The organism is Salegentibacter sp. T436 (genome assembly GCF_001932675.1).
Lineage (GTDB): Bacteria > Bacteroidota > Bacteroidia > Flavobacteriales > Flavobacteriaceae > Salegentibacter > Salegentibacter agarivorans.
The window spans coordinates 735,730-753,760 of sequence record NZ_CP012872.1 but is presented as its reverse complement, the minus strand read 5'-3'; the positions used below and the strand labels follow the sequence as shown (position 1 = coordinate 753,760).

Here is an 18,031-nt window from a genome sequence, read left to right as displayed (position 1 = left end):
TTTTTTATAGAAATTATAAAATTTAATGAACGTCAAGCCCATAGCTAAGCTGAGGAACGGAATTTTGACCTTCAAATTAATATAAATTTAACATTTACTGGCGCTATCAATTTTTACTGCTACGCATAATAAATTCTACCTTTGGGGAAATGGAAACGCCAGCTTTAGAAGTACAATTAAAAACTCTTCCCAATAGTCCCGGGGTGTACCAGTATTACGATAAAAACGGGAAAATTTTATATGTAGGGAAAGCCAAAAACCTTAAAAAAAGGGTGACTTCCTATTTTACCAAACGCCACGACAGTCATAGAATTGGCGTGATGGTAAAAAAGATAAAGGAGATAAAGCACATTGTTGTAGAATCTGAAACCGATGCTTTACTTTTAGAAAATAATCTTATAAAAAAGCATCAGCCGCGGTTTAACGTGATGCTTAAAGATGATAAAACCTATCCGTGGATTTGCATCAAAAATGAACGTTTTCCAAGAGTTTTTCCTACCCGGAAATTAATAAAAGACGGTAGCGAATATTATGGGCCTTTTACAAGTTTTAAAACGGTAAATACGCTGCTTGATCTAATAAAAGGGCTTTTCAAGCTTAGAACCTGTAGTTATGATCTTTCAGAAGAAAAAATAAGGAACGGGAAATACAAGGTTTGCCTGGAATATCATTTAGGAAACTGTAAAGGCCCTTGTGAAGCAAAACAGCCTGAGGCAGAATACAACAGTAATATTGAAGCGATTCGGCAAATTGTAAAAGGAAATTTTAAAGATTCTTTACAGCAATTTAGAGAGCAAATGAAGTTGCACGCTGAGAAAATGGAGTTTGAAGATGCACAGCGTATAAAAAATAAGATTGATGTACTGGAAAATTACCAGTCTAAATCTACAGTGGTTAATCCAAAAATTACCAATGTTGATGTGTTTTCTATAGTTTCAGATGAAGGCTATGGATATGTAAATTTTCTCCAGCTTTCCCACGGTGCGATTATTAGGTCGCATACCATAGAAATGAAGAAAAAGCTGGATGAAACCGATGAAGAATTACTGGAACTGGCAATTACCGAAATTCGGCAGCGCTTTAGTTCAAATTCTAAAGAAATATATGTGCCCTTTAAGGTTGATGCCGGCGAAGAAGTGAAAGTAACTATTCCAAAACTAGGCGATAAAAAGAAGATTGTAGATTTATCGCTTAGAAATGCCAAATATTACCGCCAGGAACGTTTTAAGCAAATGAAAATTGTAGATCCAGACCGCCACGTAAAACGAATTATGGCACAAATGAAAGAAGACCTTCGGTTAAATGTAGAACCAAGACATATAGAGTGTTTTGATAATTCTAATATCCAGGGAACAAATCCCGTGGCGGCTTGTGTGGTTTTTAAAAACGGCAAACCCAGCAAAAAAGATTATCGTAAATTTAATATCAAAACCGTGGAAGGCCCAGATGATTTCGCTTCTATGGAAGAAGTGGTTTTTAGGCGCTACAAACGTTTGCTTAATGAGGGTGAAGATTTGCCGCAACTCATCATTGTAGATGGGGGAAAAGGCCAGCTTTCTTCAGGTGTAAAAGCATTGGAAGCTTTGGATTTACGAGGAAAAATAGCCATTATAGGAATTGCAAAACGCCTGGAAGAGATTTTTTATCCGGGAGATACCATTCCGCTTTATTTAGATAAAAAGTCTGAAACTTTAAAAATTATTCAGCAGCTTAGGAATGAGGCGCATAGGTTTGGAATTACTTTTCATCGTAACAAAAGGAGTAAAACTGCGTTAAATACAGAGTTGGAAGAGATTACCGGCATTGGAGAAAAAACCGTGGTAGAATTATTAAAACAATTTAGATCGGTAAAACGAATAAAAGAAGCTTCAGAAAAAGAACTCGCCGAGGTTATTGGAGTTTCTAAAGCGGGAATAATTTTCAATCATTATCAAGAGAAAAATTAAAACAGCATTTTGCGCAATATAAATTACAAATGAAAAAACTACTGCTTTTACTTTTTCTGTTTGTAATGCTTCCGGGAATTTCCCAGGAGCAGGAAGATTTAAAAGTTGGGCTGGTTTTAAGTGGTGGTGGTGCAAAAGGCCTGGCTCACATTGGTGCGTTAAAAGTGATTGAAGAAGCCGGGATTAGAATAGATTATATTGGGGGCAGCAGTATGGGCGCAATTATTGGCGGTTTGTATGCTTCAGGTTATACGGCACACGAGTTAGATTCAATTTTTCACGAGACTAATTTTAATATTTTAATTCAGGATAATATTCCGCGTAGCGCAAAATCTTTTTACGAAAAGGAAGATGCCGAAAAATATGCCATTAGCCTGCCTTTTGATGATTTTAAAATAGGTTTTCCCGCAGGACTTTCCAGGGGGCAAAATATCTATAATTTAATGTCCCAGCTTACCATGCATTTGGGAAATGTAGATGATTTTGAAGAATTACCTATTCCGTTTTTTTGTGTTGCTGCCGATGTGGAAACCGGGGAAGAAGTGATATTAGACGAAGGCTCTTTTGCGCAGGCGGTTTCTGCCAGTGGCGCAATCCCTTCTATTTTTAGTCCTGTAAGTTTAAATGGACGGTTGCTAACCGATGGTGGGGTTGCCAATAATTATCCCGTAGAAGAACTTAGAAAAAGGGGTGCTGAAGTGATTATTGGCGTAGATGTGCAGGATAGCCTGGTAAATAAAGACGATTTGCGCAATGTTTTTGATATTCTTGCTCAAATAAGCAATTTCCGGACAATTAGTGATATGAAGGAAAAAATTCCTAAAACCGATATTTATATCAAACCAGATATTAGTCCATTTTCAGTATTGTCTTTTGAGAAAGGAGAGGCAATTATAGATTCGGGAAGGGTGGCTTCGCTAAAAAGAAAAGATGATCTGGAAAAGCTGGCTGCACGCCAAAGCACGGGTCCGCGCAATATTGTAATTCCAGAGATGGATACTTTGCAAATAAGTACGCTTACTTTAGAGGGTAATAATAATTATCCGCGGTCTTATATTCTGGGAAAATTAAGATTGAATTACTTTACAGATTTCACCTTTAAAGAGCTCAACGAAGGGATAAATAACCTATCTGCTACCGGGAATTTTAACCGAATTAATTATAGGTTAATTCCTAATAACGACGACCAACTTTACACTTTAAGTCTGCAAATAGAGGAAAGTAAAAATAAGAGCCTGCTAAGATTGGGAGTGCATTATGATGAACTTTACCAAATTGGTGCCCTTATTAATTTTACTCATAAAAGTTTGTTATTTACTAACGATGTAACTTCTTTAGATGTGGTGGTGGGAGATCAATTTAGGTATAATTTTGACTATTATATAGATAAAGGTTTTTACTGGAGTATTGGTGTTAAATCACGATATAATAATTTTGATTATCCGGTTTCTTTTGATTTTGCCAGTGAAAATGCCGAATTGCAGGATATTGGGGTAAACAGGATAGATATAGATTACCGCGATTTTACCAACCAATTTTATGCGGAAACTTTATTTAAGCAGGTTTTTTCATTCGGACTGGGAGCCGAACATAAATTTTTAAAAATTGCTTCTGAAACTTTAAATAATCCCAATCCTGAAATAAGCGATACCCGCCTTTTTGAAAACAGCCATTATTACAGTGCTTTTGGTTATTTAAAATACGATTCTTACGATAACAAATACTTCCCTTCGCGCGGTGTTTATTTTGATGGGAATTTTCATCTTTACTTGTTTTCTTCAGATTTTAATAATGATTTTTCTGAATTTTCTATCGCAAAAGGAACTTTAGGTTATGCTTTTTCTCCCATCAATAGATTTTCTACCCGAATTGTAACTGAAGCTGGATTTAAAATAGGAAACGACGGTGTAAACACGCTGGATTTCTTTTTGGGAGGATATGGAAATAACCTAATCAATAATTTTGTTCCATTTTACGGCTACGATTTTATTAGTCTTTCGGGAGATAGTTACATAAAAGGACTCGTGGAATTTGATTATGAAATTTTCAGAAAAAATCATGTGATTGCAAGTGCGAATATTGCCAATGTGGGCAATAAATTATATTCTTCTGGAGATTGGTTTACCATGCCAGATTTTACCGGCTATGCCCTTGGTTACGGCATAGATACTTTTATAGGTCCGTTAGAGGTAAAATATACCTATTCTCCCGAAATTAAATCCAGCCAATGGTTTTTTAGCCTTGGTTTCTGGTTTTAGGATATTCAAAAAAAAATTCTATTTTTTAAATAATCACCTACATTTTCTGATGCTAATTTCCTCCAGAAGTTTGCTTTTTTGCTACAGGTTTTTAGAGATGTTTTAAGAATGTTTCCTTAAAAATTCCCGATATTTGTTTTAAAGTAAAATAACACTGAAAAAAATAACAAATTCTCAATATTCTTTTGGAAATTGGGGGTTGAATTAAAAATATCAGATTATGCCTTTTTATCATAAACTCGGTAAAATTCCTCATAAACGCCATACGGTTTTTAAAAAGCCAGATGGCAGCCTTTATTACGAACAGCTTTTTGGAACTATTGGTTTTGACGGGATGTCTTCTAATCTCTATCACGAACACCGGCCAACCCAGGTTAAAGAGGTTAAAGGAAGTTATAGTGTAAAACCAAAAATAGCTTCAGAAAACAATATAAAATCTTATCGTTTTAAAGGTTTTCAGGTAAAACCGAATCCCGATTATCTTGAAAGCCGAAAAGTGGTTTTAACCAATAGTGATGTAGATATCACCCTGGCTTCTCCACAAGGTTCTACAGATGATTATTTCTATAAGAATTCAGATTCAGATGAATTGCTTTTTATCCATAAAGGAAGCGGAAAATTAAGAACACATCTTGGAAATCTTGATTTTAAATACGGCGATTATTTATTAATTCCGCGAGGAACTATTTATAAAATTGATTTTGACGATGAAGACAATCGCTTATTTATTGTAGAATCAAGAAGGCCAATTTATACGCCTAAACGCTACAGAAACTGGTTTGGGCAATTGCTAGAGCATTCTCCATTTTGCGAGCGGGATCTAAGACAACCGCACGAATTAGAAACCAATGACGAAAAAGGAGATTTTTTAATTAAAATTAAAAAGCAGGGCGAAATATTCGATATGGTTTACGCTACGCATCCATTTGATGTAGTAGGTTATGATGGCTATAACTATCCGTATGCTTTTTCAATTCACGATTTTGAGCCTATAACGGGAAGAATTCACCAACCACCACCGGTGCATCAAACTTTTGAGACCGATGCTTTTGTGGTGTGCAGTTTCTGTCCGCGTAAATACGATTATCATCCAGAAAGTATTCCGGCGCCATATAGTCACAGTAATATAGATAGTGATGAGGTATTGTATTACGTAGATGGTGATTTTATGAGTAGAAACGATATTGAAGCCGGACATATTTCGTTGCACCCGGCGGGAATTCCGCACGGGCCGCACCCGGGAGCCGTAGAACGAAGCATTGGCCAGGTAGAAACCGAGGAATTAGCGGTTATGGTAGATACTTTCAAGCCATTAATGCTTACCGAAGATGCAATGGAAATTGCCGATGAAACCTACCATAAATCCTGGTTGGATGAAAATCATTAAGATTTATAATTAAAAATATTAGCAATAAAAAATATAAAAATGAGTACTGATAATACATCACTTAAATTAGAAAAGGTAATGCAGGATGCTGAAGATTTTCTTCCTATCCTGGGAACCGATTTTGTTGAACTTTACGTAGGTAACGCCAAGCAGGCAGCTTATTACTACCAACATGCCTGGGGTTTCCAGCCTGTGGCTTATTCTGGTTTGGAAACAGGTAGAAAAGACAGTGTTTCTTATGTGCTTCAACAGGGAAAAATTAGAATTGTACTTACTTCCCCGCTTCAGCCGGAAGGTGATATTAATGCCCACATTAATAAGCACGGAGATGGTGTGAAAATGGTGGCACTTTGGGTAGACGATGCCAGGAAAAGTTATGAAGAAACCACGAAAAGAGGTGCTAAATCTTATGTGGCACCTTATGAAATGGAAGACGAACACGGGAAAGCTGTGATTTCAGGAATTCATACTTACGGGGAAACCATTCACTTGTTCGTAGAACGAAAAGATTACGAAGGTCCATTTCTTCCCGGTTATAAAACCTATGCTACTATAGTGCAGGCAGAAGATACAGGCCTAAAATACATAGACCATATGGTGGGAAATGTAGGCTGGAACGAGATGAACAAATGGGTAGATTTCTATGCTAAAGTAATGGGCTTCGCACAAATGGTGTCTTTTGATGATAAAGATATTTCTACAGATTATACGGCTTTAATGAGTAAGGTAATGAGTAATGGGAATGGTAGGATTAAATTCCCAATTAACGAACCTGCAGAAGGAAAGAAAAAATCGCAGATAGAAGAATATATAGATTTTTATAATGGTGCAGGAGTGCAGCATATTGCGCTGGCTACAGATAATATTATTGAAACCGTAACTCAACTTAGGGATCGCGGGGTAGAATTCCTGTATGTTCCCGAAACTTATTATGACACTTTATTAGATAGAGTAGGGAAAATAGATGAAGATCTAGAACCATTAAAAGAACTTGGGGTATTGGTAGATCGTGACGATGAAGGTTACCTTTTGCAGATATTTACCAAACCGGTTTTAGACCGTCCAACAATGTTTTTCGAGATAATTCAGCGAAAAGGAACCCAATCTTTTGGAAAAGGGAACTTTAAAGCACTTTTTGAAGCTATTGAGAGAGAACAGGATTTGCGAGGAACCTTGCAATAAATTTTAAAATAACTTAATTAACTAAAGTTTATAGTTAAAAAATTAAATTACTGAAAAATTTTGTGTTAAACTCAATTTTATGGTTGCTATAACTCTATTAAATACGGACTTTTGCGCTCGCATTTTTGGAGTGGTTACCAATAATGTATTTAATTTTTCATAATTTAAGTTTTAGTTGGTTAATAAGACAAAAACCCCGTCATTAATTTGATGGGGTTTTTTGTTTTAATACATTTGGAATAGAAATTGTAAATATCCATAGCCCAAGCACTCTGTAAATCAGTATTTAAAAATTTGGTATGAAAAAAAGTATATTTACAATATTCCTTCTACTTTTAACCGGCTTCGCACTTCAGGCTCAATCTCAAAAGGCATTTGGCGCGGGCGAATGGTTTAAATTCCGTATACATTATGGCCCTTTTAATGCAAGTTTCGCCACTTTAGAGGTAGATGAAACCAATATAAAAGGCAAACCGGTTTATCATATTGAAGGGAAAGGGAAATCTACCGGATTACTGCACTGGTTTTTTAAGGTAGATGATAATTATCAAACTTATATAGATAAACAAGACGGGAAACCTTATAAATTTATTAGAAAAATAGATGAAGGGGGTTATACCAAAGACCTGGAAATAGACTTTGATCATAGCGATAATAAGGCATTCGTTTTTGATAAAAAACACAACGAAAATCATACCTATACGACCAGGCCGAATGTTCACGATATGTTATCGGCATTTTATTATATTCGCAACAATATTAAAAACGACGAACTTCGCCCTGGAGATGAAATGCGCCTCAATCTATTTATAGATGATGAGAACATGGATTTTAAACTAAAATTTTTAGGCCGGGAGGTTATAAAAACCAAGTTTGGTAAGGTGGCTACTTTAAAATTCAGGCCGTATGTTATGGCCGGCAGGGTTTTTAAAGAAAAAGAAAGTCTTACTTTTTGGGTTAGTGACGATGCTAATAAACTGCCTATTAAAATTGAAGCAAATCTCGCAGTTGGATCTTTAGATGCCGATTTAGATGAATATAAAGGCCTAAAGCATCCGTTTAAAATAATTATGGAATAATACATGGAAATTAAGCCGGAAATTGCAGAACGTATTTTTGCATTAGAGGAAAAGTTTAAAAATTCAGGTCAGGATTTGGCTTCCTATTTAGATGGACTTTTATATGATAGGTACCTTACGTATTGGGATTATTTAAGTATAGACACTTTGTTAAGTCTGCAAAAAACCTTAACCCATTTTCCAGACGAAAAAATCTTTATTTCTTACCATCAAATTACCGAACTTTATTTTAAGCTCATTATCCATGAGCAGAAGCAAATAATTGAGGCTGAAGCTCCAGATGCCGGTTTTTTAATTGAAAAATACAATCGTTTAAATCGTTATTTCAGGATTCTAACCGATTCTTTTGATGTAATGATTAAAGGAATGGAAAGAGAGCAGTTTCTTAAATTTAGAATGTCTTTGTTGCCTGCCAGCGGATTTCAATCTGCACAGTTTAGAATGATAGAGCTCTATTCTACTCCTTTAGAGAATTTGGTTTCATTTAAAATTAGAGAACAATTTTCTAAAGAAAGTAGTTTAGAAGATTTGTACGAAAATATTTACTGGAAAAAAGGTGGTATCGATTTAAAAACGGGGGAGAAAACCTTAACCTTAAAACAGTTTGAGAAACGCTATACTGCGCGTTTTCTTAGAATAGCTTCAGAATATAAGGGGAGAACCCTTTACCATAAATATCAACAACTTCCAGATTCGGTTAAAAATAATAAGGGATTAAAAGAAGCATTACGTAATTTTGACGCCAATGTAAATATAAATTGGCCCCTTATGCATATGGGTGCTGCTTACAGATATTTAAATAAGGATAAAGAAACTATTGCTGCTACCGGAGGCACAAATTGGAAAGAATTTTTGCCGTCGGGATTTCAGAGAGTTAGTTTTTTTCCTTATTTATGGAGTGAAGAAGAATTAGAAGATTGGGGCAAAGAATGGGTGAACCATATGTTTAACACACAGAAAGAAAATTGCTAAAAAATTGAAGAAAATAAGTTTCCTACTGGTATTGATGTTGGCTTTCACAGCCTGTGAAGATGACGCAAAAGAAACCGCCCTTAATGAAGAAAAGGTAGAAAAGAAAGTGCCTAAACCTGTTGAGAAAGAATTCGGGTTTATCCTGGATAATTTCGAAGTTGTAAATGGCACTGTGGAATCTGGAGATAGTTTTGGCTATATTCTAGATCAACACGGGGTAGATCGCGGCAGGATTTACCAGATTTCAGAAAAAGTAAAGGACACCTTTAATTCCGCTAGAATTACTGCCGGGAAAAAATATAAAATTCTTAAAGCCAAAGATTCTGCTAATACCCCACAATTTTTCATTTATCAACATGACAGGGTTAATTATACAGTGCTGGGAATTGGTGATAGCATTAGTGTAGAGCGAAAAAAGAAGCCGGTAAGTGTAAAGAGAAGAGAAGTGTCTGGAGTAATTACATCTTCCCTTTCAGAAGCCGTTCAGGCGCAGGGTTTAAGTAATCTATTGGTTTATGAACTTTCAGATATTTACCAGTGGAGTATAGACTTTTTTAAACTTCAGAAAGGCGATCAGTTTAAAATGATTTATTCTGAAAAATATATTGATGATACCATTTTTGTGGGGATTGAAAATGTTGAAGCCGCAGTTTTTAAACACGGTGATAAACCTTTTTATGCATTTGAATACGAAACCGATTCACTAACCGGGCAACCCAGTTTTTATGATGAAGAAGCAAAGGCACTACAAAGCTTCTTTTTAAAAGCACCATTAAATTATAGCCGAATTTCTTCCAGATATACTAAAAGAAGATTTCACCCGGTTCAAAAACGATGGAAAGCGCACCTGGGAACAGATTATGCTGCGGCCCATGGAACGCCAATTGTAAGCACTGCCGATGGAACGGTAATCGCTTCCAGTTATACTTCCGGAAACGGGAATTATGTAAAAGTGAGGCATAACGGTAAGTATACCACGCAGTATTTGCATATGAGTAAACGAAATGTGCGTAGTGGCCAAAGAGTAAAACAAGGCGATGTTATTGGTTATGTGGGGAGTACCGGTCTTGCTACAGGTCCGCATGTGTGCTATCGCTTCTGGGTTCACGGGAAACAGGTAGATCCTTATCGCCAAAATTTACCCACTGCAAAACATATAGAGCCCGAGCATAAGGAACAGTATTTTGCCGCCATAGAAGATTTAAAAACTTCGCTGGATAAAATTCCTTATAAAGAATATAAAAAATAGGTTCCAATAGGAACATCCTTAATATTAGAGTGAAAAGATTGGTTCAATCTTAAATCACTCATTTTAAATAAAAATTAAAAGTTTTAGGCCAAGGCCAGGAAAAGAAAAATTTAAATGAAAAATATAAATCCAACCCAAACAACAGCCTGGAAAAAATTAGAAAAGCATTTTAACGAAGTGCAGCAACTGCAGTTAAAAGAGCTATTTGAAAAGGATACTGAAAGGGCTTCTGCATTTACCATTGCCTGGGAGGATTTTTACCTGGATTACAGCAAAAACCGAATAACTAACGAAACTCGCGATTTACTTCTTGAGCTGGCTAAAGAATGTGAGCTGCAATCGGCAATAGACTCATATTTTAATGGAGATGCGATTAACAAAACCGAAAATCGCGCAGTCTTACACACGGCATTAAGAGCTCCTGCTGGGTCTGAAATTACCCTGGATGGTGAAAACGTAGTGCCTGAAGTGCAGGAAGTAAAAGAAAAGATCAGGAAATTTTCTGAAAAAATTATTAGCGGCGAGAAAAAAGGTTTTACCGGGAAAGCATTTACCGATGTTGTAAATATTGGGATTGGAGGTTCAGACCTTGGTCCGGTGATGATCACAGAATCGCTTCAGTTTTATCAAAACCATCTTAAAGTTCATTATGTTTCTAATGTAGATGGGGATCACGTAAACGAAATCTTAAAAAATTTAAATCCTGAAACTACTTTATTTCTTGTAGTTTCAAAAACCTTTACTACCCAGGAAACTCTTTCTAATGCTACCACAATTAGAAATTGGTTTAGAAAAACTGCTCCGCAGGAAGCAGTTGCTGAACATTTTGCGGCAGTTTCCAGCAATTTAAAAAATGTTGAAGAATTTGGGATCGCTATAGAAAATGTATTTCCTATGTGGGATTGGGTTGGCGGTCGTTTTTCTTTATGGAGTGCGGTTGGACTTTCTATAAGCCTGGCAGTAGGTTATAATAACTTTGAAGCTTTATTGAATGGTGCCCATATGATGGACCAACATTTTAAAACTTCAGATTTTAAAGAAAATATTCCTGTACAATTAGCTATGCTAAGCATTTGGTACAACAATTTTTATAAAGCAGAAAGTGAAGCGGTAATTCCTTATACACAATATTTACACAGGCTTCCCGCATATTTGCAGCAGGCAATTATGGAGAGTAATGGTAAAAGTGTAGACAGAAACGGTAAAAAAGTTGATTACCAAACTGGAACTCTAATTTGGGGTGAGCCAGGAACCAACTCCCAGCATGCTTTCTTTCAATTAATTCACCAGGGCACTAAACTGATTCCTGCAGATTTTATAGGATTTAAAAAATCCCTGCACCAAAATGAAGATCACCACAATAAATTAATGGCTAATTTCTTTGCACAAACCGAGGCCTTACTTCAGGGGAAATCTAAAGTCGAAGTAAAACAGGAACTCGAAGCCCAGGGATTATCCAAAGATGCGGTAGAAAAGTTATTACCATTTAAAGAATTTGATGGGAATAAACCAACCAACACATTGCTTATAGATAAACTTACTCCTGAAAGTTTAGGAAAACTTATCGCGATGTACGAGCATAAGATCTTTGTGCAGGGTGTAATTTGGAATATTTTTAGCTATGACCAGTGGGGTGTGGAATTAGGAAAGCAACTTGCAAGTAAAATTCTTGCGGAAATCGAAAGCAAATCTCCAGATTCTCATGATTCTTCTACTAAAAATCTATTAACCTTCTTTTTAAAGTAATAATTCTAATTTTGTTAACAAAATGTTGAGATCAATAGGCCTCAACAAATCAATTAGTTAAAATTTTGTTTTAGTTTTGCGGCGGAACAGATGTTAAAGTTAATTTCTTAACATTCCAGTGATACTGGCCTGTGAGTATTTAGCTTTTTTTGCATCGAAATTTAAACTCAAAACAAACAAATTTTAAGCATGAGGAAATTATTACTCCTGGCCTTGGTTTTAACTTCGGCCACCATTTTTGCTCAAGGAACTCTTACCGGAACGGTAATCGATTCTGAAATGGATGGTCCCCTGCCCGGTGCAACCGTAATGGTAGAGGGAACAAACAATGGAACTACCACCGACTTTGATGGAAATTTTTCTTTGAATGTAGATTCAAATTCAGGAAAAGTAAAAGTTAGCTTCGTTGGGTACACTACAAAAACTTTAGATTTTAACCTTACCAATGGTACGCAGAATTTAGGTGAAATAATCCTTAATGCTGATGCAGGTGCTTTGGAAGAAATTGTAATAACAAGTTTTTCTCTGGCGATAGATAGAAAAACACCGGTTGCGGTTTCTACTATTAAAGCAGAGGAAATTGAATTAAAATTAAGTAACAAAGAATTCCCTGAGATCTTACAATCTACACCCGGTATTTTTGTTCACAAACAAGGTGGTGGATTTGGAGATGCAGAACTTAGATTAAGAGGTTTTGATTCTGAAAACGTTGCGGTAATGATTAACGGTGTTCCGGTAAACGACATGGAAAACGGGAATGTTTACTGGAGTAACTGGGCCGGACTTTCAGATGTTACTCAAACTATGCAGGTGCAAAGAGGTCTTGGAGCTTCTAAAGTAGCTGTACCTTCTATTGGTGGAACTATAAACATTGTTACAAAATCTACTGATGCCGAAGAGGGAGGAAGTATTTTTGCAACAACCGGTAATGACGGTTATCAAAAATATGGCGGAACAGTTTCTACAGGGTTGTTAGATAATGGTTTTGCCGCTACAGTTTCTTTATCTAAAACTACTGGTAACGGGTACGTAGATGGAACTGAGTTTGAAGGTTACTCTTATTTTGTAAACCTTGCAAAGAAATTTAATGAAGATCATGAATTATCTTTTACAGCTTTTGGAGCACCCCAAGAACATGGGCAAAGAGAAACTTCTCATTTAATTGAAACTTTTCGCCAAAGTGAAAGAGGAAGAAAATTTAACGGAGATTGGGGTTATTTAAACGGTGAGGTTACTCACGTACAAGATAACTTTTACCACAAGCCTCAAATGTCTTTAAACCACTACTGGGATATTTCAGATAAAACTGAATTATCTACAGCTTTGTACGCATCTTTCGGTACAGGTGGTGGCGGTGGCTACGATGGGGCTGCTAACCTAAGAAGTATCGATTCTCCATATAGAAATGGATATCTACAGCCTTTTAATTTAGATTTAGTAGTAGATGAAAACGTGGCAAACGGCGCGCTTGGTTCTGAAACTATTCTGTATAACTCAAGAAACGACCATAACTGGTATGGTGCACTTTCTACCTTAACTACAGAAATTACTGAAGATATAGATTTATTAGCCGGTATAGATCTTAGGTATTACAAAGGAGAACATTTCCAGGAAGTAAAGAATCTTCTGGGTGGTACTTACTGGTTAGACGATAGTAATGCTAACAACCCGGTAAATGTTGCGCAGGTAGGAGATAAAATTAACTATCATAATGATGGCTTGGTACATTGGGAAGGTGGATTCCTTCAGGCAGAGTACTCTAAAGACGATCTTTCTGCATTTATCTCGGGAGCTGCTTCAAATACTTCATATAAAAGAATTGATTATTTCAATTACCTGGATTCTGATAACCTTCAGGAAACAGATTGGGTAAGCTTTTTTGCACCAAGTATAAAAGGTGGAGCAAACTATAACATTAACGACACACACAATGTTTTTGCAAATATTGGTTATTTTGAAAGAGCACCTTTCTTTGACCAGGTTTTTCTAAACTTTGTTAATGATGTGAATGATGAAGCTGAAAATCAAAAGATATTCAGTACCGAAATTGGGTATGGGATTAGAAGCTCAAAATTTAGAGCTAACTTAAATATTTATAGAACGAGTTGGCAGGATAAACCTTTCACACAAACTATTTTCGATACTGAATCGGGTGAGAATTATACGGCTAATATCCTTGGGGTAAATGCTTTGCACCAGGGTATTGAATTCGACTTTAGTTTTAAACCTATAGATAATCTTACTATTAACGGTATGGCTTCTATTGGAGACTGGAAATGGGATAGTAACGTGCAGGATGTAATGATCTTTGATGAAGAACAAAACCCAATTCTTGAAGAAGGAATAGATCTTTATCTTAAAGATATTCCTGTAGGAGGTAGTGCGCAAAATACCTTTGCACTTGGTGGAGACTACGAAGTACTTCCTGGAACGATTATTCGTGCTAATTGGAATTATGTAGATAAGCTTTATACTCAATTCGATATACTTGGCGTGAGCTCGGGAGATGATTATGAGCCCTGGGAAATTCCATCCTACGGACTGTTAGATGCTGGCCTTACTCATAAATTTGAGTTTGGAGGTTTTGAAGCTACTTTAAATGGTAACGTAAATAACATACTGGATACCGAGTATGTAAGTTTTGGTTTTGATGGCTCTAACTCTAATGCAGAAACTGCATCGGTATGGTACGGGTTTGGTCGTACATATACCGTAGGAATGAAAATAAATTTTTAAAAACATAGAGATGAAAAATACTTTTTACCTTTTAATGCTTTTCATAGGGGTCGCCATCACGGGTTGCGAGCCTATGGAAGACATCCATAATGACATTGATGAGAAAATCAGCAATGTTGAGGGGTCTATGGACTATACCCTGCAAGAAGAAGACTATACCGATAATCTTGGTTTAAGTTTTACTAGCTTTGACTCTGAAGACGATGCACGCGAATTAATTCCTGCACTATTATCAGATCTTTATCCTGCTTTGGGAAAAAATTCTTCAGTAAATGTAACTTTTAACGTTTATGACCCAATTAGGGTAGAAGAATATGTGGTTACAGCAACAGATTATGAAGCTGTTGGATTAACTGAAAATTATTTTTCAGGAATGGTAGATATTGTAGATTTTCTTGAATTTCAATTTCCTCAGGCAGAAGAGGGAGATTATGTAGAATTAACTTATAACACTCTTGCCGATGAGGAAGTTTATATGCTTACTGATGCAGATTTCAGTTTAATTGGAGATGAGTTTGAAGATGATTATCCTAATCCGGCATCAAGTGTTAAGGAGCATGGAAACTTTGAAAGAAGAGAAACCAATGATGCGTACTGGAGTAGCGAGATGATTCTTGAAGCGATTAATGAGGTGCTTTTAGAAAATATAGACGGCGTAGAGGGTCAAAAATATAACGTATCCTACGATATATATAATGGAAGTGCAGGGACCGAAAGTATGACGGTTCAGTTCAATGGAAATGCCTATGTAGCTGTAGGAGGAACTCCTTATGAACTAACAACCGATGATTATGACCTGGCTGGTGCAGAATTAGCTGAAGCATATCCCGATCCTGCAGGAAATGCAGCGCAATATCACAGTTTTGCTATAGATGAGGATAGTGATGACTACTGGAGTATGGATATGATTTTAGAAGCTTTTAATATTGTTTTAAAAGAAAATTTTCCTGATGCAGTAGATGGAGATAAATTTGAAGTAAGTTATGATGTATATAGCGGCGGTGTTTCTACCAAATTACAGGCTGTTATTTTACAAGATGGCACTTATGTAATAGATGAAAGTGCTGCAGTATCTACTATTGAAGAAACAAAGGTATTTGCTTTTACTAACAATAGTTGGAATACTCCGCTTATACTGGAAGAGGAAGATTATACCGAAATGGGGCAGAGTTATCCAAACTTTGACGATGAGGATGAAGCTATTTATAAACTGGCTATTTTCTTAGAAAACCGATTTCCTTATGCTCAGGATGGTGATTTTGTAGCCCTTGGTTACGATTTCTACTCTGGCGAAACTACTAGAGAATATGCTAATTTCGTTTTTGAAGATGGTGAGTTTAATTATATTCCAAGTGTAGTAGAAAGTAGCCTTCAGTTTGGAAATGATGGTACACAATGGGTTCCAGACAATACAATTAGATATTCTCTTAGCGGGGCAGACTATGGAATTATAGCTTCTGCTTTAGAAGACGATTACGGAAATCCGGTAGAAAGTATGGAGAATTACTCTAACTTTGATAGAAGAGAAGGTAATTCGGCTTACTGGAGTGATGAAATGTTATTGGAAGCTATGCAGGCACTGCTTAACGAAATTGCACCAAATGCAGAAGTAGGTCAGCAGTATGTGTTAACTTTCGATATTTATAACGGTACAAATACTACCGAGTCTTTAAGCCTAATTAAAGATGAATCTGGAACCTGGGTTCTTAATAATGAAGAGTAAATTTCAGATTTCATAAAAGTATAAACCTCTTATCGGTCAATGCCGGTAAGAGGTTTTTGTTTATAGAATAATTATCAAATTTCAATTTTTTAAAATTTTTAAATGAAAAAGTTTCTTTTTTTAGCTTCAACGATCCTCTTTTTTGCAGGATGTAGTAGTGACGACGATGTTAGCCCGGTAGTAAATCCGGAAACTAAAAATCCTGTTGCGACAGCCGATGCGGTGTCAACTTCAGAAAATGAAGAATTAAAAATAGCAAAAGATTTTTTGCTTGAAAATGATGAAATTGTAGATCTATCCCGAATCAGTGATTTTGATTCTGAAACTACCGAAGGTGGTGAGGTTGTAGATAATCGTGACGGAACCTTTTCATATTTCCCACCAGAAGATTTTCAGGGAGAAGACAGTTTTTCCTATGATTTGTGTGTGCCTGGAAGCCAGGATCGTTGTGCTTCGGCAGTAGTTACTATTGCTGTTGGAGATGCCGGTTCTCCTGTTGCCGAAGATGATTCCTATGAGACCAATGAAGGAAGTGAACTTCGCATTAACAATCATTTATCTAACGATAATTTGATAGATAATGCCGAATTAAGTTCTGTTAACAGCGACGATACCGCTGGTACGGTAGTATTAGAAGATGATGGCAGTATAACTTATACTCCTGCTGAAGGTTTCTCAGGAGAGGATACTTTTACTTATACTATTTGCGATAATGATGAGGAAGCCGAGTGTTCTACAGCTACGGTTACTATTAATGTGATAGATGAAGGTTCACCTGTTGCTGCAGATGATACTGTAGTAATTGATATGAATACATCAGAATTTACTATTAATAGTTTACTAAATAATGATGAGGTTGTAGATGACGCCGAAATCACTTCTATAGACGATACAGACACTCGCGGAGCGTTAACTTTAAATGATGACGGAAGTATATCTTATATTCCTGAAGTTGGATACCTTGGTGAAGATACTTTTACCTATACACTTTGCGATGACGACGAAGAGGCAACCTGTTCTACCGCTACAGTAACCCTAACCCTTGTAGACCCTGTTAGTTTCAATATACCTTCAGAACTGGAAGATTATTATGATGGTCTTGCGATTTCTCAAAACGAAGATCTTAATTATAAGGTAATTTCAGAACTTACCAATGAGATGCATACTACCATTCTTTCTTATGGTCAGCGCCACGATTATCTCTATAATGCCGATGAAGATTTGGAAAATGAAGATAATGTAATTCTAATTTATTCTGGTGAAAGTAGGTATTGGGAAGAATATTCTTCAGGAAATAACTCATACTCTCCCCAAACTTTTAATACAGAACACGTTTTTCCACAATCACTTTTGGTTAGTGAGATAGCTCGTACAGATCTACATCATTTAAGAGCTGCAGATGCAGATGTTAACGAATTACGTTCAAATAATCCATATACAGAGGGTGGTGGAGATTACGATTCTGTAGATGATACTGCTTTCTTTCCAGGTGATGAATGGAAAGGAGATGTAGCACGTATGATTCTTTATTTAAATGTGCGTTATAATGAAGATATTAGTAAGGTTGGAAACCTGGAACTTTTCCTTAAATGGAACAGGGAAGACCCGGTTTCGGCTTTTGAAATACAAAGAAATAATGTTATAGAAGGAGCCCAGGGTAACCGTAATCCATTTATAGACAATCCATACCTGGTGACCCTTATTTGGGGTGGCGATGCAGCTGAAAATACCTGGGAATAATTTAATTTATTTC

General features: G+C 36.3%; 11 protein-coding genes. All 11 read left to right on the top strand.

The window, feature by feature from the left end; translation table 11 throughout:
• The first annotated feature begins 149 nt into the window (after positions 1-149).
• The 11 genes from uvrC (at position 150) to AO058_RS03195 (ending at position 18,018) form a co-directional block, all read left to right on the top strand.
• Positions 150-1,946, top strand: coding sequence for an excinuclease ABC subunit UvrC (gene uvrC / locus AO058_RS03245; protein WP_075325210.1), 1,797 nt, complete (start codon positions 150-152; stop codon positions 1,944-1,946).
• Between the two features lie 29 nt (positions 1,947-1,975).
• Complete coding sequence (locus AO058_RS03240; RefSeq protein ID WP_075325209.1) at positions 1,976-4,204, top strand: patatin-like phospholipase family protein; 2,229 nt, start codon at positions 1,976-1,978, stop codon at positions 4,202-4,204.
• 220 nt (positions 4,205-4,424) lie between these two features.
• The gene (locus AO058_RS03235; RefSeq protein ID WP_075325208.1) at positions 4,425-5,591 is read left to right on the top strand and encodes a homogentisate 1,2-dioxygenase; all 1,167 of its coding nucleotides are present in this window, start codon (positions 4,425-4,427) and stop codon (positions 5,589-5,591) included.
• A 39-nt stretch (positions 5,592-5,630) separates the two neighbouring features.
• Complete coding sequence (hppD, locus tag AO058_RS03230) at positions 5,631-6,773, top strand: 4-hydroxyphenylpyruvate dioxygenase (RefSeq protein ID WP_075325207.1); 1,143 nt, start codon at positions 5,631-5,633, stop codon at positions 6,771-6,773.
• 299 nt (positions 6,774-7,072) lie between these two features.
• Positions 7,073-7,852 carry a DUF3108 domain-containing protein gene (locus AO058_RS03225; protein WP_075325206.1) on the top strand — a complete coding sequence of 260 codons (780 nt, stop codon included), beginning with the start codon at positions 7,073-7,075 and terminating at the stop codon, positions 7,850-7,852.
• Positions 7,853-7,855: 3 nt separating this feature from the next.
• Positions 7,856-8,824, top strand: a complete 969-nt coding sequence (locus AO058_RS03220; RefSeq protein WP_075325205.1) for a tryptophan 2,3-dioxygenase family protein — start codon at positions 7,856-7,858, stop codon at positions 8,822-8,824.
• Positions 8,825-8,828: 4 nt separating this feature from the next.
• Positions 8,829-10,073: a M23 family metallopeptidase gene (locus tag AO058_RS03215; RefSeq protein WP_198036134.1), complete on the top strand. Its 1,245-nt coding sequence runs from the start codon at positions 8,829-8,831 to the stop codon at positions 10,071-10,073.
• 114 nt (positions 10,074-10,187) lie between these two features.
• A complete protein-coding gene (gene pgi, locus AO058_RS03210) occupies positions 10,188-11,819 on the top strand; it encodes a glucose-6-phosphate isomerase (protein ID WP_075325203.1) in 1,632 nt (543 codons plus the stop codon).
• 189 nt (positions 11,820-12,008) lie between these two features.
• Positions 12,009-14,555 carry a TonB-dependent receptor gene (locus AO058_RS03205; protein WP_075325202.1) on the top strand — a complete coding sequence of 849 codons (2,547 nt, stop codon included), beginning with the start codon at positions 12,009-12,011 and terminating at the stop codon, positions 14,553-14,555.
• A 10-nt stretch (positions 14,556-14,565) separates the two neighbouring features.
• Positions 14,566-16,278 (top strand): hypothetical protein, encoded by a 1,713-nt coding sequence (locus AO058_RS03200; protein ID WP_075325201.1) that lies wholly within the window; start codon positions 14,566-14,568, stop codon positions 16,276-16,278.
• Between the two features lie 102 nt (positions 16,279-16,380).
• Complete coding sequence (locus AO058_RS03195; protein WP_075325200.1) at positions 16,381-18,018, top strand: Ig-like domain-containing protein; 1,638 nt, start codon at positions 16,381-16,383, stop codon at positions 18,016-18,018.
• Positions 18,019-18,031: the final 13 nt, after the last annotated feature.